The 18,395-nt window shown below is 64.2% G+C and carries 16 protein-coding genes; 1 reads left to right on the forward strand and 15 read right to left on the reverse strand.

The window, feature by feature from the left end; genetic code table 11:
• Positions 1-12: 12 nt before the first annotated feature.
• From C8K18_RS05570 to C8K18_RS05615, 10 genes are all read right to left on the reverse strand, one after another.
• A complete protein-coding gene (locus tag C8K18_RS05570) occupies positions 13-3,660 on the reverse strand; it encodes a molybdopterin cofactor-binding domain-containing protein (RefSeq protein ID WP_107706899.1) in 3,648 nt (1,215 codons plus the stop codon).
• Positions 3,657-4,175, reverse strand: coding sequence for a (2Fe-2S)-binding protein (locus tag C8K18_RS05575; RefSeq protein ID WP_107706900.1), 519 nt, complete (start codon positions 4,173-4,175; stop codon positions 3,657-3,659). Before C8K18_RS05575 ends, C8K18_RS05570 begins: the two co-directional genes overlap by 4 nt.
• A 31-nt stretch (positions 4,176-4,206) precedes the next feature.
• Positions 4,207-5,406, reverse strand: a complete 1,200-nt coding sequence (locus C8K18_RS05580) for an amidohydrolase family protein (protein WP_107706901.1) — start codon at positions 5,404-5,406, stop codon at positions 4,207-4,209.
• 29 nt (positions 5,407-5,435) lie between these two features.
• A complete protein-coding gene (locus C8K18_RS05585) occupies positions 5,436-6,149 on the reverse strand; it encodes an ABC transporter ATP-binding protein (RefSeq protein ID WP_029966792.1) in 714 nt (237 codons plus the stop codon).
• The gene (locus C8K18_RS05590) at positions 6,146-6,955 is read right to left on the reverse strand and encodes an ABC transporter ATP-binding protein (protein ID WP_053859984.1); all 810 of its coding nucleotides are present in this window, start codon (positions 6,953-6,955) and stop codon (positions 6,146-6,148) included. The genes C8K18_RS05585 and C8K18_RS05590 overlap by 4 nt, the downstream gene beginning before the upstream one ends.
• Entirely contained in the window at positions 6,952-8,904 is a 1,953-nt protein-coding gene (locus C8K18_RS05595) for an ABC transporter permease (RefSeq protein WP_107706902.1), read from the reverse strand. The genes C8K18_RS05590 and C8K18_RS05595 overlap by 4 nt, the downstream gene beginning before the upstream one ends.
• Before the next feature lie 163 nt (positions 8,905-9,067).
• Entirely contained in the window at positions 9,068-9,652 is a 585-nt protein-coding gene (locus tag C8K18_RS05600; RefSeq protein WP_053859983.1) for an amino acid synthesis family protein, read from the reverse strand.
• A gap of 46 nt (positions 9,653-9,698) precedes the next feature.
• The gene (locus tag C8K18_RS05605) at positions 9,699-10,289 is read right to left on the reverse strand and encodes an amino acid synthesis family protein (protein ID WP_107706903.1); all 591 of its coding nucleotides are present in this window, start codon (positions 10,287-10,289) and stop codon (positions 9,699-9,701) included.
• Entirely contained in the window at positions 10,265-11,209 is a 945-nt protein-coding gene (locus C8K18_RS05610) for a UPF0280 family protein (protein ID WP_107706904.1), read from the reverse strand. Before C8K18_RS05610 ends, C8K18_RS05605 begins: the two co-directional genes overlap by 25 nt.
• Before the next feature lie 39 nt (positions 11,210-11,248).
• Complete coding sequence (locus tag C8K18_RS05615) at positions 11,249-12,841, reverse strand: 6-hydroxynicotinate reductase (protein ID WP_107706905.1); 1,593 nt, start codon at positions 12,839-12,841, stop codon at positions 11,249-11,251.
• 414 nt (positions 12,842-13,255) lie between these two features.
• Between C8K18_RS05615 and C8K18_RS05620 the strand changes: the two genes are divergently transcribed.
• On the forward strand, positions 13,256-13,966 hold the full coding sequence (locus tag C8K18_RS05620; protein ID WP_107707131.1) for a TetR family transcriptional regulator: 711 nt from the start codon (positions 13,256-13,258) through the stop codon (positions 13,964-13,966).
• A 95-nt stretch (positions 13,967-14,061) separates the two neighbouring features.
• Here the strand turns inward: C8K18_RS05620 and pcaC are convergent, their stop codons facing one another.
• From pcaC to C8K18_RS05645, 5 genes are all read right to left on the reverse strand, one after another.
• Complete coding sequence (gene pcaC, locus C8K18_RS05625; protein ID WP_006049599.1) at positions 14,062-14,454, reverse strand: 4-carboxymuconolactone decarboxylase; 393 nt, start codon at positions 14,452-14,454, stop codon at positions 14,062-14,064.
• Positions 14,451-15,242 carry a 3-oxoadipate enol-lactonase gene (gene pcaD / locus C8K18_RS05630; RefSeq protein WP_053859980.1) on the reverse strand — a complete coding sequence of 264 codons (792 nt, stop codon included), beginning with the start codon at positions 15,240-15,242 and terminating at the stop codon, positions 14,451-14,453. The genes pcaC and pcaD overlap by 4 nt, the downstream gene beginning before the upstream one ends.
• 5 nt (positions 15,243-15,247) lie before the next feature.
• Positions 15,248-16,627 (reverse strand): 3-carboxy-cis,cis-muconate cycloisomerase, encoded by a 1,380-nt coding sequence (locus C8K18_RS05635; RefSeq protein ID WP_006049601.1) that lies wholly within the window; start codon positions 16,625-16,627, stop codon positions 15,248-15,250.
• A gap of 91 nt (positions 16,628-16,718) precedes the next feature.
• Entirely contained in the window at positions 16,719-17,378 is a 660-nt protein-coding gene (locus C8K18_RS05640; RefSeq protein WP_006049602.1) for a 3-oxoacid CoA-transferase subunit B, read from the reverse strand.
• A gap of 13 nt (positions 17,379-17,391) precedes the next feature.
• Entirely contained in the window at positions 17,392-18,099 is a 708-nt protein-coding gene (locus tag C8K18_RS05645; RefSeq protein ID WP_006049603.1) for a 3-oxoacid CoA-transferase subunit A, read from the reverse strand.
• Positions 18,100-18,395: the final 296 nt, after the last annotated feature.

Raw genomic sequence — 18,395 nt, forward strand, 5'->3', positions numbered from 1 at the left:
TCGTTCTTGCCCTCACTCCGCGCTCGCCGTCGCGCGAATCCTCGCGACGCTTGCCGCCACATTCTGCCAGGCAGGCTTGCCGCCCGCGAATTGCTGCCGCAGATACGACACCAGCTCGGCGACCTGGGCGTCGTTGAAACTGTCGCGATAAGCCGGCATCGTACCGAGTTCGGGCCGCGCAGGCGAGCCGATGCCGTCGAGAATCACGCGGATCAAGTTATCGGGCGTCGCGCCATGCAGGTTCGTGTTGAGCGCAAGCGACGGATGCGCACCGAACAGTTGCGGCCCGCTGCCGGTGTGATGACACGCCGCGCAAGCGCCGTCGAAAAGCCGCGCGCCGACGCTGGACGGCGCGCCGTTGATCGTGCTCGCCGCTTCGTATTGCCGCGCCATCGCCGCGACATCGACGTTCGGTTCCACTGGCGCGAGCGACGCGAGATACGTCGCCATCGCGCGAATATCGCTGTCGGGCAGCGCCGCGAGATCGGCGACGACGGGCGCCATCGGTCCCGCCGCGACGCCGTGCAGCGGCGCATGGCCGAAGCGCAAATAGCGGAACAGCTCGTCCTCGGTCCACGGCACCGGCGCGTTCGACAGCGACGATAACGCGGGCGCTTCCCAGCCTTCCGCGCTGCCTCCGCCCATGAAGGCCGCGCCGCTTTTCTCGGCGCCGAACGCATTGCGCGGCGTGTGACACGCGCTGCAATGCCCGAGCCCGTTGACGAGATACGCGCCGCGATTCCATTGCGCGCTTTGCGTCGCGCTGGCGGTGAACGTGTTGCGTCCGAGAAAGAGGCCGTTCCATGCGGCCATCAACGGACGCGCGCTAAACGGAAACGGCAGCTTCGTTTCCGGCGGACGAAAACGCACAGGCGTTTGCGACATCAGATACGCGTAGAGCGCGTTGAGGTCGTCGTCGGAAGTATTTTTGAAGGACGTGTACGGGAACGCCGGATAGAGCCGATGTCCGTCGCGGCTGACGCCTTCACGCATCGCGCGGACAAACGCTTCGAGCAACCATGCGCCGATGCCCGTCTGCACATCCGGCGTGATGTTCGTGCTGTAGACGGTGCCGAAAGGCGTCTCGAGCGGCTTGCCGCCCGCGTTCGGCACGCCGTTCTTCGCGGTGTGGCAGACCGCGCAATTGCCAAGCGACGCGAGCACCTTGCCGCGCGCGATTAGCTCCGGCGCGAAGGCGCTCGCGAGCGGCGGCATGATCGGCGCGAGCGCGGACGGCGCCAGCGACAACGCGCCGAGCCAGCCCGCCGCGCCGGCCGCGAACGCCCCTAGAAAACCGAGCCGCCAGCGCTTTTTCCTGCGCGCGGCGGCCTTCTCGGCTTGTGCATCGGCGAGCGCCGCGCGAATCCTTTCGGGCGTGAACGGCGGCCTGCGAAAACGCACGCCGGTCGCGTCGTACAACGCGTTGGCAATCGCCGCCGCGCCGGGCAGCGACGCGGATTCGCCCGCGCCCATCGGCGGCTCGCCGTGACGCGGCATCATCACGACGTCGATCACCGGCACTTCGCGAAACGTGAGAATCGGATACGCGCCCCACTCCTGGCTCGTCACCGCATTGCCGCCGAACGTCACGCGTTCTTTCAGCGCGCGGCTCGTCGCCTGAATCACGTTGCCGTGAATCTGGTGACGCACGCCGTCCGGGTTGATCGTGGTGCCGTTGTCCTGGCCGACCACGACGCGCGTCACCGCGAGTTCGCCGCTTCGGCGATTGACTTCGACGTCGGCGACCCACGCGCACCACGCGGCGCCGAAGCCGGGGAATTTGCTGTGCACGTAGCGGGCGTAGGCGATACCGCGGCCTCGTGCGATGTCGCCTTGGTCGCTTTGTTCGCCTCGTTCGTGAGCCTCAGCGTCAGTGGCTTCGCGCACGCGCGGCTGCCAGCCCGCGCGCTCGGCCACCGCTTTCACGAGATCGGCCGCGCGCGGGTCGCGCAAGTGCTTCAGCCGAAACTCGACCGGATCGGCGCCCGCTTCCACCGCGAGTTCGTCGATGAACGACTCGTGCGCGAAAGTGTTCGGCAACGCCGACACGCCGCGCAGCCACGACGCGCGAACAATAGGCGGCGTGTCGTCGCAGACGACGCGCATCGCCTCGTAGTCATACGGCGGCACGGCCGTACGGTCGCCCATCTCGAACACCTGCGGCTCGCCGGACAGCGTGCCGGTCAGCAACAACGCCAACGTCGGCGCATCGTTCGATGGATAACGCGTGGCGAAGTCGTAAGCCACGAGTTCGCCCTCGGCGCTCAACGCGCCGCGCACGTCCATCAATTGCGCGGCGCCCTTCGGCTCCCACGCATGCTCGTCCTCGCGCGACAGTTGCACGCGCACCGGCGCGCCGGCCGCACGCGAGAGCAACGCGGCGTCGGCGGCGACATCGTCTGCGCAATTGCGGCCGTAGCAGCCGGCCGCATCCATGCGCACGATCTCGATGTGCGCTTCGTTCATGCCCATCAGCAACGCGAGGTCCGCGCGCAGCGAATGCGGATTCTGCGTGCCGGACCATACCTTCAACGCACCGTCGCGATAGTCGGCCACCGCGCACGACGGTCCAATCGACGCATGCATCTGAAACGGCCATACGTACGTGCGATTCAGCGTGCGAGCCGGATCGCGTGAAAGCGCGGCGTCGACATCGCCGTCGATTAAAAGCTCGCGCCGCTTCGCAGGATTCGCGCGCAATGCGGCTTCGACTTCCTCGCTGGTATCCAGCGGCGGCAAGGCTTCGGTGGTTTTCCATTGCACGTCGAGCCGCTTCGCGGCCTGCTGCGCGATTTCCTCGCGCTCCGCCACGATGCCGACGAAGTCGCGTATCACCACGACCTTGACGATGCCGGCCATGTCGCGGATCGACTCTTCATCGACACGCAGCAAACTGTTACCAATGAAGTTGCCCTGCGCGATGCCCGCATATGGTGGACGCACGACGCGCCCATGCAGCATGCCAGGCACGCGTACATCGTGGACGAAGCTCAATTCGCCCGTTGCCTTCGCGGGAATATCGACACGCGGCGCGCGCTTGCCGACGACGTTGTATGCGGTCGGGTCTTTGAGCGGCGCGTCGGTAGTCAACTGGAGTTCGATGCGTTGCCCCGCGATGAGTTCGCCGTAGGCGATGCGCTTTGCACTCCCACTTGCATTTGCATCGTCGCGTTCGAACACGATGCCATCGCGCACATCGAGCTTTTCCACGTCAACGCCAAGCCGTAGCGCCGCCTGCTCAACCAGCCATTGCCGCGCCTGCGCCGCGGCGTGCCGCAACGGCACGGCCGTTATCTGAAGCGTGGCGCTGGCAATCGTCGGCCCCTGATTCGGCGTCTCGTTCGTATGACCGAGCACGATCGACACGCGCGTCAACGGCACATCGAGTTCTTCCGCGACGATCTGCGCAAGCGCGGTGCCGATGCCCGTGCCGAGATCGACGTGACCGTTGAACGCGATCACGCTGCCGTCGTCGCGCACGGCGAGGAACATGTCGGCGTCAGTGGGCACGAACGACGACCGGGAGCCCGGCTGACCGGCCGCCGGTTGAACCGGTGCTTGCGGCGGCCGCATGACGATCAGCACGCTCTGCGCGTCGTAAAGCTGTTTGCGCGACGGCGGCGCCGCGCGTCGATCGACGCTGAAGTCCGGTCCCGTCATGCGCTCGCCTCTTTATCAGCGGTCTCTTGAACGCGCTTCTGCATGGCGAGCAACTCAGCGGCGCGCTGCACGGCCCGCACGATTTCGACATGCGTGCCGCAACGGCACAGGTTGCGCGACAACTCGCGGCAAATCGTCTCGACGCTCGGATGCGGATCGCGCTCGAGCAGCGCCTTCGTCGTCATGATCATGCCGCTCAGACAATAGCCGCACTGCGCGGCCTGTTCGTCGATAAAAGCCTGTTGCACCGGATGCAGTGCGGCACGCGTGCCGAGTCCTTCGAGCGTGGTGATCTCGTGGCCGAGCGCAACCTTCGCCGTCGTCACGCAAGCCCGCGTCGGCATGCCGTCGAGCAGCACCGTGCATGCGCCGCACTCGCCCAGTCCGCAGCCGAATTTTGGACCATTGAGCGCGAGGTCGTTGCGCAGCAGGTAAAGCAAAGGCGTGTCCGCGCTGGCGCAGACGACATGCGTCGCGCCGTTGACCTTCAACGCGAGCGGCGCCGGACCGTTCATGAGCGCGCCGACCGCGCTCTAAGACGCGCATTCATAGCACCACCGGCACTTCGGTCGCGGGCGGCGTATTGCGGCTGCGCCGGCAACGGATCAAGCCGTCGATCATCACCATGCCCACGCCTGGAATATCGCCGAGTTGCACGCTTTCGAGCAGCGTGTCCGCGGCCGTATGCTGCGCGCGGTCCATGAAGACAAGGTCGGCGGGACGGCCCACTTCGATGAGCCCCTGACGCAAGTTGCGTTGCCGCGCCGTGTTGCCCGTCGCGAAGCAGAACGCGATTTCCGCAGGCACGTCGGCGAGGCTCGAAATCAACGCAATCATGCGCAAGATGCCGAGCGGCTGCACGCCCGAGCCGGCCGGGCTGTCGGTGCCGAGGATGATCCTGTGCGGGCATTTGAGTTCGATCGCATGACGCGCCGTCAGCAATGCAATGCGTTCGTTGCCGTTATGAACGATTTCGAGCGCGCGGCTCGACTGCTCGCACAAGTCGCAAACATGGCGGTAAGACAGCGACGTATGCCCGCCGTTGACGTGGCCGATCACGTCCGCGTCGGCTGCAAGCACCACGTCGCGGTCGATCAGCCCCGAGCCTGGAATCGACGGACCACCCGTATGAATCGTGCTCTGAATGCCGTACTTGCGCGCCCACGCGACCATTTGCGCGGCTTCCTCGCCGGCCTTCACGCTGCCGAGACCGACTTCGCCCAGCAGCTTCACGCCGGCTTCGGAGAGCTCCTTGAAGTCCTCTTCGACCATGCCTTTTTCGATCACCGGCGCGCCCGCCATCACCTTGACGCCACCGCCGACGCCCGCCGCACGCATGCCTTCGAACGAACGCTGCGCGGTGATCGCAAGCGCCTTCACGCCGAGCACATCTTTCGGACGGCCAGGTAAATGCACTTCGCCGGCGGAGATCATCGTCGTCACGCCGCCGTTCAGATTCGATTCGATCCAGCCGAGCTGATTCTGACGCGGCGTCCAGTCGCCGAATACCGGATGCACATGCGAGTCGATCAGGCCAGGTGCTACCGTCGTGCCCTTGCAATCGACGGTAGTGCGCGCGCCTTCGAGGTCGCAGTCCGCTTCCTTGCCGATCGCGACGATCACGCCGTCGTCGATCACGAGCGTATCGGCGTCGAGAATCGGCTGATCGATGTCGCCGGATAACAGCAGGCCGATGTTCGTCACCGCGACCTTGCCGGACAATCCTGTCAACGTCTCTGCTGCCATCTGCCTCTCCTTTTGCAACGACGGTTCGATTACACGCTCAGATAAGCGCGCCTCACGGTTTCGTTCTTCGCCAGTTCGCCGATGCTGCCGCTAAAGCGAATTTGCCCTTTTTCAAGGACATAAGCGCGGTCGCTGACCATCTCGGCGAAGTGCAGGTTCTGCTCCGACAACAGAATGGACAGCCCCTCGCGCTTCAGTTCGAGGATCATGTTGGCCATCTGCTCGACGATCACGGGCGCGACGCCTTCCGACGGTTCATCGAGCAACACGAGGTACGGGTTGCCCATCAGCGTGCGCGATACCGTCAGCATCTGCTGCTCGCCGCCGCTCATCTGGCCGCCGGGACGCTTCGGCATTTCGCCGAGATTCGGGAACAGGCGGAACAGCTTTTCCGGCGTCCATTGCGGCGCGCCTTCGCGCGGTGGCTGACGGCCCGCGTCGAGGTTCTCCATCACCGTCAGATCGGCGAACACGCGCCGGTCTTCGGGAACGAAGCCCATGCCCATGCGCGCGATCTTGTACGGCGGCAGCGCGGCGATGTTCTGTCCGCGAAACGTCACTTCGCCCTGGCGGCGCGGCAGCAAACCCATGACCGCTTTCATCGTGGTCGATTTACCCGCGCCGTTGCGGCCCATCAACGCAACCACTTCACCGCGTCCCACTTCGAGGCCGACGTCGAACAGAATATGTGCGCGGCCATAAAACGCGTTGAGGCCCGCGACTTTCAGCATCGGCTCGCTCATTGCAGGACTCCTTCGCCGGTGTGGCCGCCTGCCGTGTCATGCAGCGCCGCATGCGGCTGGAAGGTCTTGCCGGTGCCGAAATACACTTCCTGCACGCGCGGATCGTTGCGGATCGTCTCGCCGTCGCCTTCGGCAATCAGCTTGCCGCGCGCGAGCACGATCATGCGGTCGGCGTAGGCAAACACGACGTCCATGCTGTGCTCGGTGAACAGCACGCCGATCTTCTGCTCGGTAACGAGCCGCCGCGTCAGCGCCATCAATTCGTTACGCTCCTTCGGCGCCATGCCCGCAGTGGGTTCGTCCATCAGCAGCAGCTTCGGACGGTTTGCGAGTGCAATCGCGAGTTCGACGCGCTTGACGTCGCCATATGCAAGCACGCCGCAGGCGCGCTTCGCGTCGGCGGCCATGCCGACTTGCTCGAGCAGTGCGAACGCTTCATCGGCGTAGTGCGAGCCCGCGGGTTTCCACAGGCCGAACGTTTTGCGTTCGCGCGAAACGAGGGCCATCTGCACGTTTTCGAGTACGGTCATCGAATTGAAGGTCGCGGCGATCTGGAATGTGCGGCCCACGCCGAGCCGCCAGATGTCGCGCGGACGCATGCCGACGAGTTCGTGTCCGCCGAAACGGATCGAGCCCGACGAAGGCGGCAACTGTCCGTTGACCATGTTGAAGCACGTCGATTTACCCGCGCCGTTCGGGCCGAGCAGCGCGAGAAGCTGGCCGGCTTCGAGCGTGAACGACACGTTGTCGACGGCCTTCAGTCCACCGAACGACTTCGAGAGGCCGGACACTTGCAGCAAGCTCATAGCCCCTCCTTGATCGCCGCGCGTTGCGAAGTGGGTGTGGCGGTTTTGCCGGCCGCGTCGTTCGCATTGTCGTTGATGTCGTCACCGAAACGATCGCGAATAAAGCCAACGATGCCTTGCGGAAACGCGATCACGAGCAGCAAAATCGCGAAGCCCAGCAGCGCCTGCCAATAGTCGGTCTGCCGCGCGACGGTGTCCTGCAGCCACGTGAACACGGCCGCGCCCACGATGGGGCCGGTGAGCGTCTGCAAGCCGCCGAGCAGCACCATCACGAGACCGTCGACGGAACGGCTCACGCTGATCACCTCCGGCGAAATCGTGCCTTTCGAGAACGCATACAACGATCCCGCAAGTCCGCAGAACAGCGACGCGATCACGAACGCCGCCCACTGCACGCGCTTCACGTCGATGCCGATGGCCTCCGCGCGCAACACCGAATCGCGCGACGCGCGCATCGCATAGCCGAGCGGCGAAAACAGCATGCGCCGTAGCAGCCACACGCCGATCACCGCGCACACGAGCGTCACGTAATAGAAGGCCACCGGCGACGAAAGCCAGTCGGCCGGCCACAAGCCGAGAATGCCGTTGCTGCCGCCCGTCACATCGTCCCATTGGAAAACGACCGACCAGACGATCTGCGCGAACGCGAGCGTCAGCATCGCGAGATAAACGCCGGACAGACGCACGCAGAACCAGCCGAACACGAGCGCGCCGCCGACTGCGAGTAGCGGCGCGAGCAGCAACGCCGCTTCCATCGGCAGATTGAGTACTTTGAGAAAGAGCGCCGCGCCATACGCGCCGAGCCCGAAATACGCGGCGTGGCCGAACGAATGCATGCCGCCCGGTCCCATGATGAAATGCAGACTCGTTGCAAACAGAACAGCGATCAGAATTTCCACCAGCAGCACCGGCATATACGGGAATGCGTTGGCCAAAAGCGGCGCGAGAAGCAGAACCAGTAGTACGATCGCAGCCAGCCATTTGACGCGCTTGCCTGCGGGACGCAACGGCGCTTCGGGCGCCGCCATGCCGCGCACCGCGGCACTCGCGCGGCCGAGCAAACCCCAGGGCCGCACGACCAGCACGACCGCCATCACGACGAATTCCGCGACCAGCGTAAAGCGGCTCAACGACAGGCCGACGCCGAAAATCGTCACATGCCCAATGCCGATGCACAGCGCCTTGATCTCCGCGATGATCAGCGCGGCCACGAATGCGCCCGGAATCGAACCCATGCCGCCGACCACGACGACCACAAACGCATTGCCGATCGTCTCGAGATCGAGAGAGAGATTCGCCGACATGCGCGGCCCTTGCAGCGCGCCGCCCAGACCCGCGAGAAACGCGCCGACGAAGAACACGCCGGTAAACAGCCATGCCTGGTTGATGCCGAGCGCGCCGAGCATCTCGCGGTCCTGCGTCGCCGCGCGCACAAGCGTGCCCCAACGCGTGCGCGTCAGCGCATACCAGAGCAGCAGCAACACGACCGGGCCGATCACGATCAACGCGATGTCGTAAGTCGGCAGCGGATGGCCGAGGAAATTCACCGCGCCCGCGAGATGCGGCGCGCGCGGCCCGAACAGATCTTCCGGGCCCCATAGCCACAACGCGGCATCGCGAAAGATCAATACGAGCGCGAACGTGGCAAGCAGATGAAATAGTTCGGGTGCCTGATAAATACGCCGCAACACGATGACCTCGACCAGCGCGCCGAGCACGGCGACGACGAGCGCCGCGGCCAGCACCGACAGCCAGAAGCCGCCCGCCGTATGTCCGAAGCGGCTCGCGATGCTGTACGCGATGTAGATGCCGAACATATAGAACGAGCCGTGCGCGAAATTGACGATGCGCGTCACGCCGAAGATCAACGACAAACCGGCGGCGACGAGAAAGAGCGTCGACGCATCGGCGAGTCCGTTGACCAGTTGTACCAGCAAATTCGAAAGCATCGAGACCCTCGGCAGCTTGCCGACCGCCCGCACGCGACATGCGCATGCCACTCGGCCAGCAGACGTTGCGGCGCGTGCGGCACCGTGCTCGCACGCATCAACGGCAGCACACTACCTGAAAGAAGTCCCTTGTGGGGACGCGCGAAACAAATGCATGCACACCTCAGCGCAAACCATCCTCGCCCTTGATCTCGTTCGCCTGCAAGCCGCCGATACGCGGCAGCGGCCGGCCCGACGCCGTCACCGCGACCGCGACGACGATTTCATTGGCACGCGGCGCGTCCGACACGCGCGCCTCGATCGCGTCGAAATGACTGCGCACGAAGGCGGCGTCCTTGTGGCCGAGCGGCACGTCGATTGCCGTGCCGAGCGTGCCCATTTTTTTCGCCGACGGCACGAGCGCCGCGCCCTTTTCGACGGCTGCGCGCAGCGGCGCGCCGAGCTTCGGATGCAAGATCGCGGCCGCGTGTTCGAGTTCGCCCGCCTCGCCGACAATCGCGGCCTTGCCGTAGCTCTGCGCTTCGCCGGGTTCGATACCGAGCGCTTCGACGCAGCGCTTGCCGAGCAGCGCGCCGAGTTCCTCGCCGGCGTCGATCAGCGCGTCGAGCTTCGCTTCATAGCGGCCCGCATACGGATTGTCGATCACCGCGATCGCCACCGCGCGGCGCGTGGGCGGATCGATGCTCTGGCGCATTTCAATGCGGGTTTCGTCCACTTGCACGACCAGCTTGCGAAGCCTGATTGCCATTTCGCTCTCCGAGATTCGATGTATGTGTTGCGACCTTCAGCGTGGTTCAGCGCAAGCCGTCCTTGCCCACAATCGCCTCCTTGGCGAGCCCGCCGACGCGCGCATGCACGCGCTGTCCCGTGCTCATGACGAGGATGAACACCACTTCGTCGGCGGCGGGCGCGCCCGGCACGCGCACTTCGATTGCGTCGAAGTGACTGCGCACATAGCTCGCGTTGACATGCGTGAGCGGCACGTCGAGCGCGGTGGATGGCGCGCCGACTTTTTTCGTCGACGGCACGATTGCGTTGGTCGGCACGCCGTTCTTTTCTAGCAGCTCGCGCATTGCATAGCCGCCCGGCACATGCCACAACGCGCCGTGTTCGAGTTCGCCGCGCGAGCCGACAATCGCGCCCTTGCCATAACTTTCTATCGACGCATGCGGCACCGCCATCGCCGCGAGCAGACGCTGCGCCATGTCGAAGCCGATCGGCTTGAGCGCTTCCATCGCGTGTTCGATGTTCGGCTCGTAGCGGCCGGCGAACGGGTTCGTCATCACGGCGGCGATTGCGCCGCGCCTTAAAGGCTCTGCCCGCGCGGGGCCGAACTCGTGAAAGATGTCTTCGACGTGCGTCAGCACGCGGCGTATTTCGAACACGGAGCCTCCGTTGTTGAGTGAGCGCGATGCATCGTCAGCAACGCGTGTGTGCCGTGCATGCCGGCCGTGCGCACGCGTCCTTGCAGGAACAACGCAGCGCCTTCTATCAGGCCGCGCTGGACCAAGCGCCGCGCGGCTTCCACGCCGCGAGCAAGCGCGAAGTCGATGAGCGGTTGCGGCAGCGCAGGGACATCCACGGTCACGAGCCGATCGCCGAGGTCGGTGTCGTCCTTCAGCGACGAAGCCGGCTTTCGCACGATGCCCGCATGATCGAGGTTCACCGCGTTGGCGATCATCGTCGCGGCCGCGTCCGCGCTGGCTGCGTCGCGTGCGAGGACGGCCACGCTGTCGGCAATGCCGAGGCTGAAACTGCGGCCGCGCCAGCCGCTCGTCGCGATGCCGCGAATCGGCATGCTTGCGTCGATTGTGAGGTTGGCGTCGAGCGTATCGCCGTTTGAACGCTGCGTCTTCGTGAGCCACTGCGAGAGATCCGCGAACACGCCCACGCGATATTGCTGACCTTCGGTCAAATGAAACGCGATGTCGCCGCCGTTGTTGATGAACGCGCGCGACACGCCTTCGCGTTTGAATGCACCGATCAGTTCGTCCGCGACGCTGCCTGCAACGGCTGCCATCGGCGTGATAAAGCGCGCGCGATGCGGATGGCACACAGCCCACATGCGGCGCGCCACGCGGCCTTGCAGCGGGCATTCGTTGAGCGGTGCATCGGCGCGCACGGGTTGCCGAAGCGTTTTGAGTTCGCTGACCAGCTCGGGCAATACATCGACGAAACGCGCCCAGCACGCTTCATATGCAGCTTGCAGCGCGGCGGGTTCGCCGTCGGCGCTGAGGATAAGATCGATCGGGCCATGCTGCCAATGCCAGCGCGTCGCGTCGATACGGGTGCGGGTTGGATTCATCGCGTGGTTGTGGGCCGAATTGTTAGCCGCGTTAGTCGGTTAGCCCAGCATCGGCGGCATGGCGGGCGGCCACGGATTATCCGGATTGCGCGCCAACGTTCGACGCGCGAGCGGCGCGCCTTCCGTATGTTCGGGACCATTCGCGAGCACGCTCTCCAACGAACGCACCGCATCCAGATGGCCGCCGAGATCGCGATAAGCGTCATACGTCATGGTGAATTCGATCGGCGCGACGATCGCCGGCGTGGGCACGGTGCCGAACGAACGGTCAGGCATGCGCGACACGTCGACCATCACGGTGATGCCGCCGCCTGGCCACACATAAGCCGGCGCGCCGCCGCACGTGACGTTCACGAGCTGCTGCTTGATCGCACGCGTGAGCAGCACGGGGTTCTCGGTCGCGCCCGCGCGCAGACTGCCGCCCGCGCCGCCGAGAAACAGCACCGTGGCAAGCGACGGCTCGCAGTTTTCGCCGATGCGTTCCACCGTGCGGCGCACCGCATCGGGCATCGCCGCGACGCGCGGCACGAGCTCATGATCGAGTTCATACCACTGCGCGTGCTCGCCGGTAGTCGACACCATCAGGAGACGCATGCCGGGTTGAGCGACAGCGGGATCGAAGCCTTCGATAATCGCGAGCGGGTCTTGTATGTCGGTGCCGCCCCAACCGATGCCTGGATTGGCCACCTGAAAATAGCGTCCTGGCGTCGATTTGCGTCCGCGAATCTTGATGCCCGAGCGCGTCATGCCGAGGCAGCGCCCCGCCTGATGCTCGGTCAACACGCCGGTGATGTGATCGTCGACTACAACGACTTCGTCGACATGGCCGAACCATTGCTTCGCGAAGATGCCGATGGTCGCGGAACCGCAGCCCACGCGCATGCGCCGTTCCTCGACGCCGTCGACCACAGGCGCCGCGCCCGCGCGAACCACGAGGCTAGCGCCGCCGTCTATGCTGAGTTCAACCGCCTGCTTGTTGCCGAGTGCAAGCATCATGTCGCAGGTCACGCGGCCTTCTTTCTTGCTGCCGCCGGTCAGATGATGCACGCCGCCGAGGCTCAACATTTGCGAACCGTATTCCGCCGTCGTCACATGGCCGACGATCTCGCCCTGGCAACGCACGTTCGCCTGCTCGGGTCCGAGAAAGCGGTCCGTGTCGATTTTGACCTTGAAGCTGCAATAGCTGAAGATGCCTTCAGTGACGACCGTGACCATGTCGACGTCGTCGAGCTTCGAGGCAACGATGAAAGGCGCGGGCTTGTAGTCGGGATATGTGGACGATGCGCCCACGCCCGTCACGAAGAGCGCGGCGTCGGCCGTATCGTCTCGCGCTTCTTCTGGAGATGCGCCGAATTCGACCAGGGCATCTGCGCTATCGGCTTGCGAGCGCGACAGGAATACGACAGGGTCGACGCGAATCAGCCGCCCCTCCGCATTCGCATAGCGATCGCATGCGCCGGTACGCCCTTCGGAAATCTGGCACAGCACCGGACAGGCATTGCATTCGATCTTGTTCGACGCCATACGCTCGCTGCGCGGCGCCGCCTTCTCGAGCACGGTGGGACCCGGCGTCGACGCGATATCGCCGTCGACGCGTTCCGCACCGAAATCGACCTTCGTATGTTCTGTCATAGTGGGGTTCCATACGACGACATCACAATCGGTCCTGCCCGGCTGACGAATAGCCCTTGTTTCAGGGCACTTTCGCGTGACTCGCATGTTTCCATGTTGCGGTCACTTACCGTTCGTGTAGTATTCGCTACACCAAACCTGTCTGAAATCTACCCGATCAAAATAGACTGCGCAATGAGTTTCCGGCCTGCGAGCGGATGGTGCGCCGCCGCATTCAAACGCTGACTCGAACATTGAACGCGGCCTCGTCGCCAGAGATTCAATTTACGCCGAAGCAGTTCACCGTGCATCGCTAGAAAGAGACTCGGCAGTCTGCAATGCGCACGGTATGATGAGGACGCCTGCATGCCGAACGAAGCGCGCGCAAGAGAGTTCAATCCCTTCAACACGCCAACGAAGAGATACCAGATCGCCATGAATTCCACTGCCGGCCGCAAGCCGGGCGCCACGGGCATCCGTGCGAAACAGGCACAGGACACGCGCGCCAAGATTCTGAAAGCGGCAATCAAGGTCTTCGCGAAGCAAGGCTATGCGAGCGGCCGGGTGGAAAGCATTTCGAAGGCCGCGCGCTCGCACGACCGCATGATCTACTACTACTTCGGCAGCAAGGAGCAGTTGTTCGTCGAAGTGCTGGAGACCATCTACACGCAATTCAACGAAGCGGAAAGCAAACTCGATCTCGATCTTGAAGACCCGGTTCACGGCCTCGAACAGATGGTCGAATTCGTCTGGCAGTACTATCTCGATCACCCTGAGTTCGTCACGCTGCTATCGAGCGAGAACCTGCATCAAGGCAAGCATGCGAAGAAGTCGTCCAAGCTGAAGGAGATTTCCGGCTATGCGATTTCAGTCGTGCAGAAATTGCTGGACGCGGGCAAGGCGCAGCACGTTTTTCGCGCCGACGTCAAAGCACGCGACGTGTATCTGATGATCGCGTCGCTCGGTTATTTCTATAACGCCAATCAGTACACGTTAGGCGCGTTTCTCGGCGAAGCGCTGATGGACAAGGCGGCGCTCGCGCATTGGCGCGAAGTGATCAAAGACACGGTGTTGCGCGCGGTGCGTCTGCAATTGCCGGTTGATGTCGCGTCGAATGCTAGCTTGAATGCGGACACGGAGGCATAAGTAAAGCACTCAAGAGAGACAACCGCACAATAAAAAAACGCGCGCCGTAGCACAGGCGCGTGTTTCTTCATCAAACCATCGCCACAGCAAAACCCTCAAGTCTTCGCCGCCGCATCGTCTTCGCGGAACAGCTTATCGGCGAGATGAAACGCCGAGTTCGCCGCCGGCACGCCGCAGTAAATCGCGGTTTGCAGCAGCACTTCCTTGATCTGCTCGCGCGTCACGCCGTTGTTTTTCGCGGCCCGCAAATGCAGCGCGAGTTCTTCGCTGCGATTGAGCGCGACCATCATCGCAATCGTGAGCAGGCTGCGCGTGTGCCGCGGCAAACCTTCGCGCGTCCACACTTCGCCCCACGCATAACGCGTGATGAAGTTCTGAAACTCCTCCGTCAACTCGGTGCGGTTGGCAAGCGAGCGGTCCACATGCGCATCGCCCAACACCGCGCGGCGCACGCCGAGTCCGGCTTCGTAGCGGTCTTCGTCGTTCATTTTGGCTCCGTCAAAAAGTCGATCACAGCCTTCGTGAACGCATCGGCCTTCTCGATGTTCGAAATATGCGAGGCGTCCAGTTCGACGTAGCGCGCGGCGGGAATCGCCTGCGCCAGTTCGCGGCCTTGCGCGGGCGTCGCGGCCACGTCGTGCGTGCCGCTGATCACGAGCACCGGCAGCTTGATGCCAGGCGTCTCAGGACGCAGATCGGTCGCGTCGATCGCATCGCAGTTCGACGCGTAGCCTTCCTTGTCGGTATGCACGAACACGTCGCGAATCATCGCAAGCACGACGGGCTCGCGCTCGAAGTAATCCGCTGTGAACCAGCGCGGCAACACCGCGTCGGCGAGTGCCTGCATGCCTTCGCTGCGAGCGCGCGCGGCGCGCGGCACCCACACTTCCGGCGAGCCGATGCGCGCCGCCGTGTTCGCGAGCACGACGCGCTCAAAGCGGCTCGCATGACGCGCGGCCAACGCGACGCCCGTGAGTCCGCCCATCGACACGCCGCAAAAATGCGCGCGCGCGATCTTCAGCGTATCCATCAGGCCGAGCACGTCGCCCGCCAATTGTTCGATCGTGTACGGTCCTTTCGGCGCTTCCGAATGCCCGTGACCGCGCGTGTCGTAGCGCAGCACGCGAAAGTGCTTCGACAAGGCCGCGACTTGCGGCGTCCACATGGACAGATCGCTGCCGAGCGAATTCGACAGAATCACCCACGGCGCGCTGCCGTGACGATCGCCGTCGATCCGATAGTGAAGCTCGGTGCCGTTGACTGCGGCGTATGGCATGCCGGTTACTCCTTCGAAGTGGCGCGCTGCGAACGCGCGGTATGAAGCGCCAGCGCCGCATCCACGTAAGCGTGCGCCTGGCCGACGTATTGAGCGGGATCGAGCAGTTGCTTCAGGCGCTCGACAGAAAGATGCTGAGTCACGGCGGAGTCCGCGGAGAGCACGTCCAAAAGCGTCTGCCCTTCGCGGATCGCCGCCTTCGACGCGCTCTCGACCAGATGATGCGCGTCGAGCCGGCCGATGCTGTCGCCGAGCGCGAGCATCACCGCTTCGCCGAGAATCAGGCCATGCGTGACGTCGAGGTTCGCGGCCAGGCGCGGCATGTTCACGTTGAGTCCGCTCGCGATCTGCCCGATGTTCGCAAGCGCGCCGCCCGCGAGCCGCGCGAGATCGGGCAACGCGTCCCACTCGGCTTGCCAGCCGCCGAGCGCGCGCTCGTGTTCCTGCACCATGCCCGCGAACACTGTGGCGACGAGCCCCGGCGCGCGCGTGGCCGCCGTGAGCACCGCCGCGCAGCCGACCGGATTGCGCTTGTGCGGCATCGTCGACGATCCGCCTTTGCCGGCCGCGGCCGGTTCCGATAGTTCGTCGATTTCCGTTTGCATTTGCAGCGAGATGTCGCGCGCGATCTTGCCGAGCGTGCCGATCAGCATGCCGAAGAACGATGCCGTTTCAGCGATGCGATCGCGCTGCGTATGCCACGGCAAAGTGGGCACCGCAAGACTGAGTTCCTGCGCGAGCGCTTGCGTGACCTGCGGCGCCGCATCGCGCAGACTCGCGAGCGTGCCGGCCGCGCCGCCGAATTGCAGCACGAGCGAGCGAGCGCGCAATGCGTCGAGCCGTTCGCGATGACGCAGCAATGCGTCGAGCCATTGCGCGAACTTGAGACCGAGCGTGATAGGCAACGCCTGCTGCAACCACGTGCGGCCGATCATCGGCGTCGCGCGATGCGTGGCCGCGAGCTTCGCGATGGCGTCGCAGGTGGATTGCAAGCCGCTGTCGAGCAAATCGAAGGTGTCGCGCAGTTGCAGGACCGTCGCCGTGTCGATGATGTCCTGACTCGTCGCGCCCCAATGCACGTATTTCGATGCTTGCGCGTCGGCGGCTTTCACGCGCGCGGTGAGTTGCTTGACGAGAGGAATCGCGAGATTGCCGCCGAGCGCGGCGTCGCGTGCGAGCGCGTCGGCGTCGAGTTGATCCGCATGGCACGCGGCTTCAATTGCCGCGACGGCCGCTGCGGGAATCACGCCGTGCGCGGCCGAAGCGCGCGCGAGCGCCGCTTCGACGTCGAGCATCCGTTGCAGTGTGGCGCGCGGCGCCCAGATGTCGTTCATCGGCTGCGTGCCGCAAAGAAGGCCGGTGAGCCGGCCGCTGGAGTCGAGCATGATGACGTCGATGATCGGATGATCTGGTGAATGTAGCACTGCGGGCAGTATGACGCGTTGCGCGTCACAGTGCCCGCAGTTGTCAGCGCGCTTAAGCCGCCCGCGCCGCCTGCGTGCCGTCGATCAGCGGCACGCCCGTGAGCTTCAGCAAGGCATCGAAGTCGATGTCCGAGAAAATCTCGCGCACGACGAGGCCCTGGTCGGTCACGTCGATCATCGCGAGATCAGTGTAGATGCGGTCGACGCAACCGACGCCCGTCACCGGATACGTGCATTCCGCGGCGATCTTGCTTTCGCCCTGCTTGGTCAGATGCTCCATCATCACGTAGACCTGCTTCGCGCCGATCGCGAGGTCCATCGCGCCGCCGACCGCCGGAATCGCGTCGGGCGCTCCGGTGTGCCAGTTCGCCAGGTCGCCCTTCGCCGAGACCTGGAATGCGCCGAGCACGCAGAAGTCGAGGTGGCCGCCGCGCATCATCGCAAACGAATCGGCGTGATGGAAAAACGCGCCGCCCGTCAGCAGCGTGACGTGCTGCTTGCCGGCGTTGATCAGTTCGTCGTCTTCCTCGCCCTTCGCGGGCGCCGGGCCCATGCCGAGCAGGCCGTTTTCGCTGTGCAGGAAGATTTCCTTGTCGGCGGCGAGGTGGTTCGCCACCAGCGTCGGCACGCCGATACCGAGGTTCACATACGCGCCTTCCGGAATATCCAGTGCGACGCGCTTGGCCATTTCATCGCGGGTCAGTTTCTTCATGTCGGTCTCCGGTTCAGGCTGCGGCGTCGCGCGGATTGGGTTGCGGGGCATGTGCCGCTTGCGGCACTTCGATCACGCGCTGCACGAAAATGCCCGGCGTCACGATGTTTTCCGGGTCCAGCGCGCCGAGCGGCACCACTTCCGACACTTGCACGATGGCGGTCTTTGCGGCGCTTGCCATGATCGGCCCGAAGTTGCGAGCCGTCTTGCGATAAACGAGGTTGCCCCAGCGGTCGCCCTTATACGCTTTGATCAGCGCAAAGTCCGCGTGAAGCGGCGACTCGAGCACGTAATGCCGACCGTCGATCAGACGCGTTTCCTTGCCTTCGGCGAGCTTCGTGCCGTAGCCGGTCGGCGTGAAAAATCCGCCGATGCCCGCGCCCGCCGCGCGGATGCGCTCGGCCAGATTGCCTTGCGGCACGAGTTCGAGTTCGATTTCGCCGGCGCGATAGAGCGCGTCGAACACATACGAATCGGTCTGACGCGGAAACGAGCAGATGATCTTGCGCACGCGCTTCGCCTTCAGCAGCGCCGCGAGGCCGATGTCGCCGTTGCCCGCGTTGTTATTGACGATGGTGAGTTCGCGCGCGCCCTGCTCGATCAGCGCGTCGATCAGTTCCGACGGCATGCCGGCCGTGCCGAAGCCGCCGATCATGACGGTCGCGCCGTCGTGGACATCGGCGACGGCCGATTGAAGTGACTCGAAAATCTTGTTGATCATGTCGAATTTCCTTGAGAGGCGCTACGCGCGTCGGGCTCGCCATCGCGTTGTCGGCGCTGTTTCGCGAACTTTGCAATGTTCTTATAGCGAACACTGATTCGATTAGCGAACGATTCGAAGATTATGGTTGCGCTTGCGCCGCATTGTCAAGGCGCGGACTTTCCCTTAATCATAGGTTCCCGCAAGGCGAAGTGCGCGCCACCTGGCCGTCGCGAGCCGCCGATTCTGACCGGCAGCAAAGAAAACCCCACTATCGCGTTCGGCGATTCTTCCGCTACCCTTTATCGACACATCGA

The organism is Paraburkholderia sp. GV068 (genome assembly GCF_003058125.1).
Taxonomy (GTDB): Bacteria; Pseudomonadota; Gammaproteobacteria; order Burkholderiales; family Burkholderiaceae; genus Paraburkholderia; species Paraburkholderia graminis.

Coding starts and splice junctions, on each gene's coding strand:
- C8K18_RS05570 (WP_107706899.1), bottom strand. CDS start 3,660: ATGACGGGACCGGACTTCAGCGTCGATCGACGCGCGGCGCCGCCGTCG.
- C8K18_RS05575 (WP_107706900.1), bottom strand. CDS start 4,175: ATGAACGGTCCGGCGCCGCTCGCGTTGAAGGTCAACGGCGCGACGCAT.
- C8K18_RS05580 (WP_107706901.1), bottom strand. CDS start 5,406: ATGGCAGCAGAGACGTTGACAGGATTGTCCGGCAAGGTCGCGGTGACG.
- C8K18_RS05585 (WP_029966792.1), bottom strand. CDS start 6,149: ATGAGCGAGCCGATGCTGAAAGTCGCGGGCCTCAACGCGTTTTATGGC.
- C8K18_RS05590 (WP_053859984.1), bottom strand. CDS start 6,955: ATGAGCTTGCTGCAAGTGTCCGGCCTCTCGAAGTCGTTCGGTGGACTG.
- C8K18_RS05595 (WP_107706902.1), bottom strand. CDS start 8,904: ATGCTTTCGAATTTGCTGGTACAACTGGTCAACGGACTCGCCGATGCG.
- C8K18_RS05600 (WP_053859983.1), bottom strand. CDS start 9,652: ATGGCAATCAGGCTTCGCAAGCTGGTCGTGCAAGTGGACGAAACCCGC.
- C8K18_RS05610 (WP_107706904.1), bottom strand. CDS start 11,209: ATGAATCCAACCCGCACCCGTATCGACGCGACGCGCTGGCATTGGCAG.
- C8K18_RS05615 (WP_107706905.1), bottom strand. CDS start 12,841: ATGACAGAACATACGAAGGTCGATTTCGGTGCGGAACGCGTCGACGGC.
- C8K18_RS05620 (WP_107707131.1), top strand. CDS start 13,256: ATGAATTCCACTGCCGGCCGCAAGCCGGGCGCCACGGGCATCCGTGCG.
- pcaC (WP_006049599.1), bottom strand. CDS start 14,454: ATGAACGACGAAGACCGCTACGAAGCCGGACTCGGCGTGCGCCGCGCG.
- pcaD (WP_053859980.1), bottom strand. CDS start 15,242: ATGCCATACGCCGCAGTCAACGGCACCGAGCTTCACTATCGGATCGAC.
- C8K18_RS05635 (WP_006049601.1), bottom strand. CDS start 16,627: ATGCTCGACTCCAGCGGCCGGCTCACCGGCCTTCTTTGCGGCACGCAG.
- C8K18_RS05640 (WP_006049602.1), bottom strand. CDS start 17,378: ATGAAGAAACTGACCCGCGATGAAATGGCCAAGCGCGTCGCACTGGAT.
- C8K18_RS05645 (WP_006049603.1), bottom strand. CDS start 18,099: ATGATCAACAAGATTTTCGAGTCACTTCAATCGGCCGTCGCCGATGTC.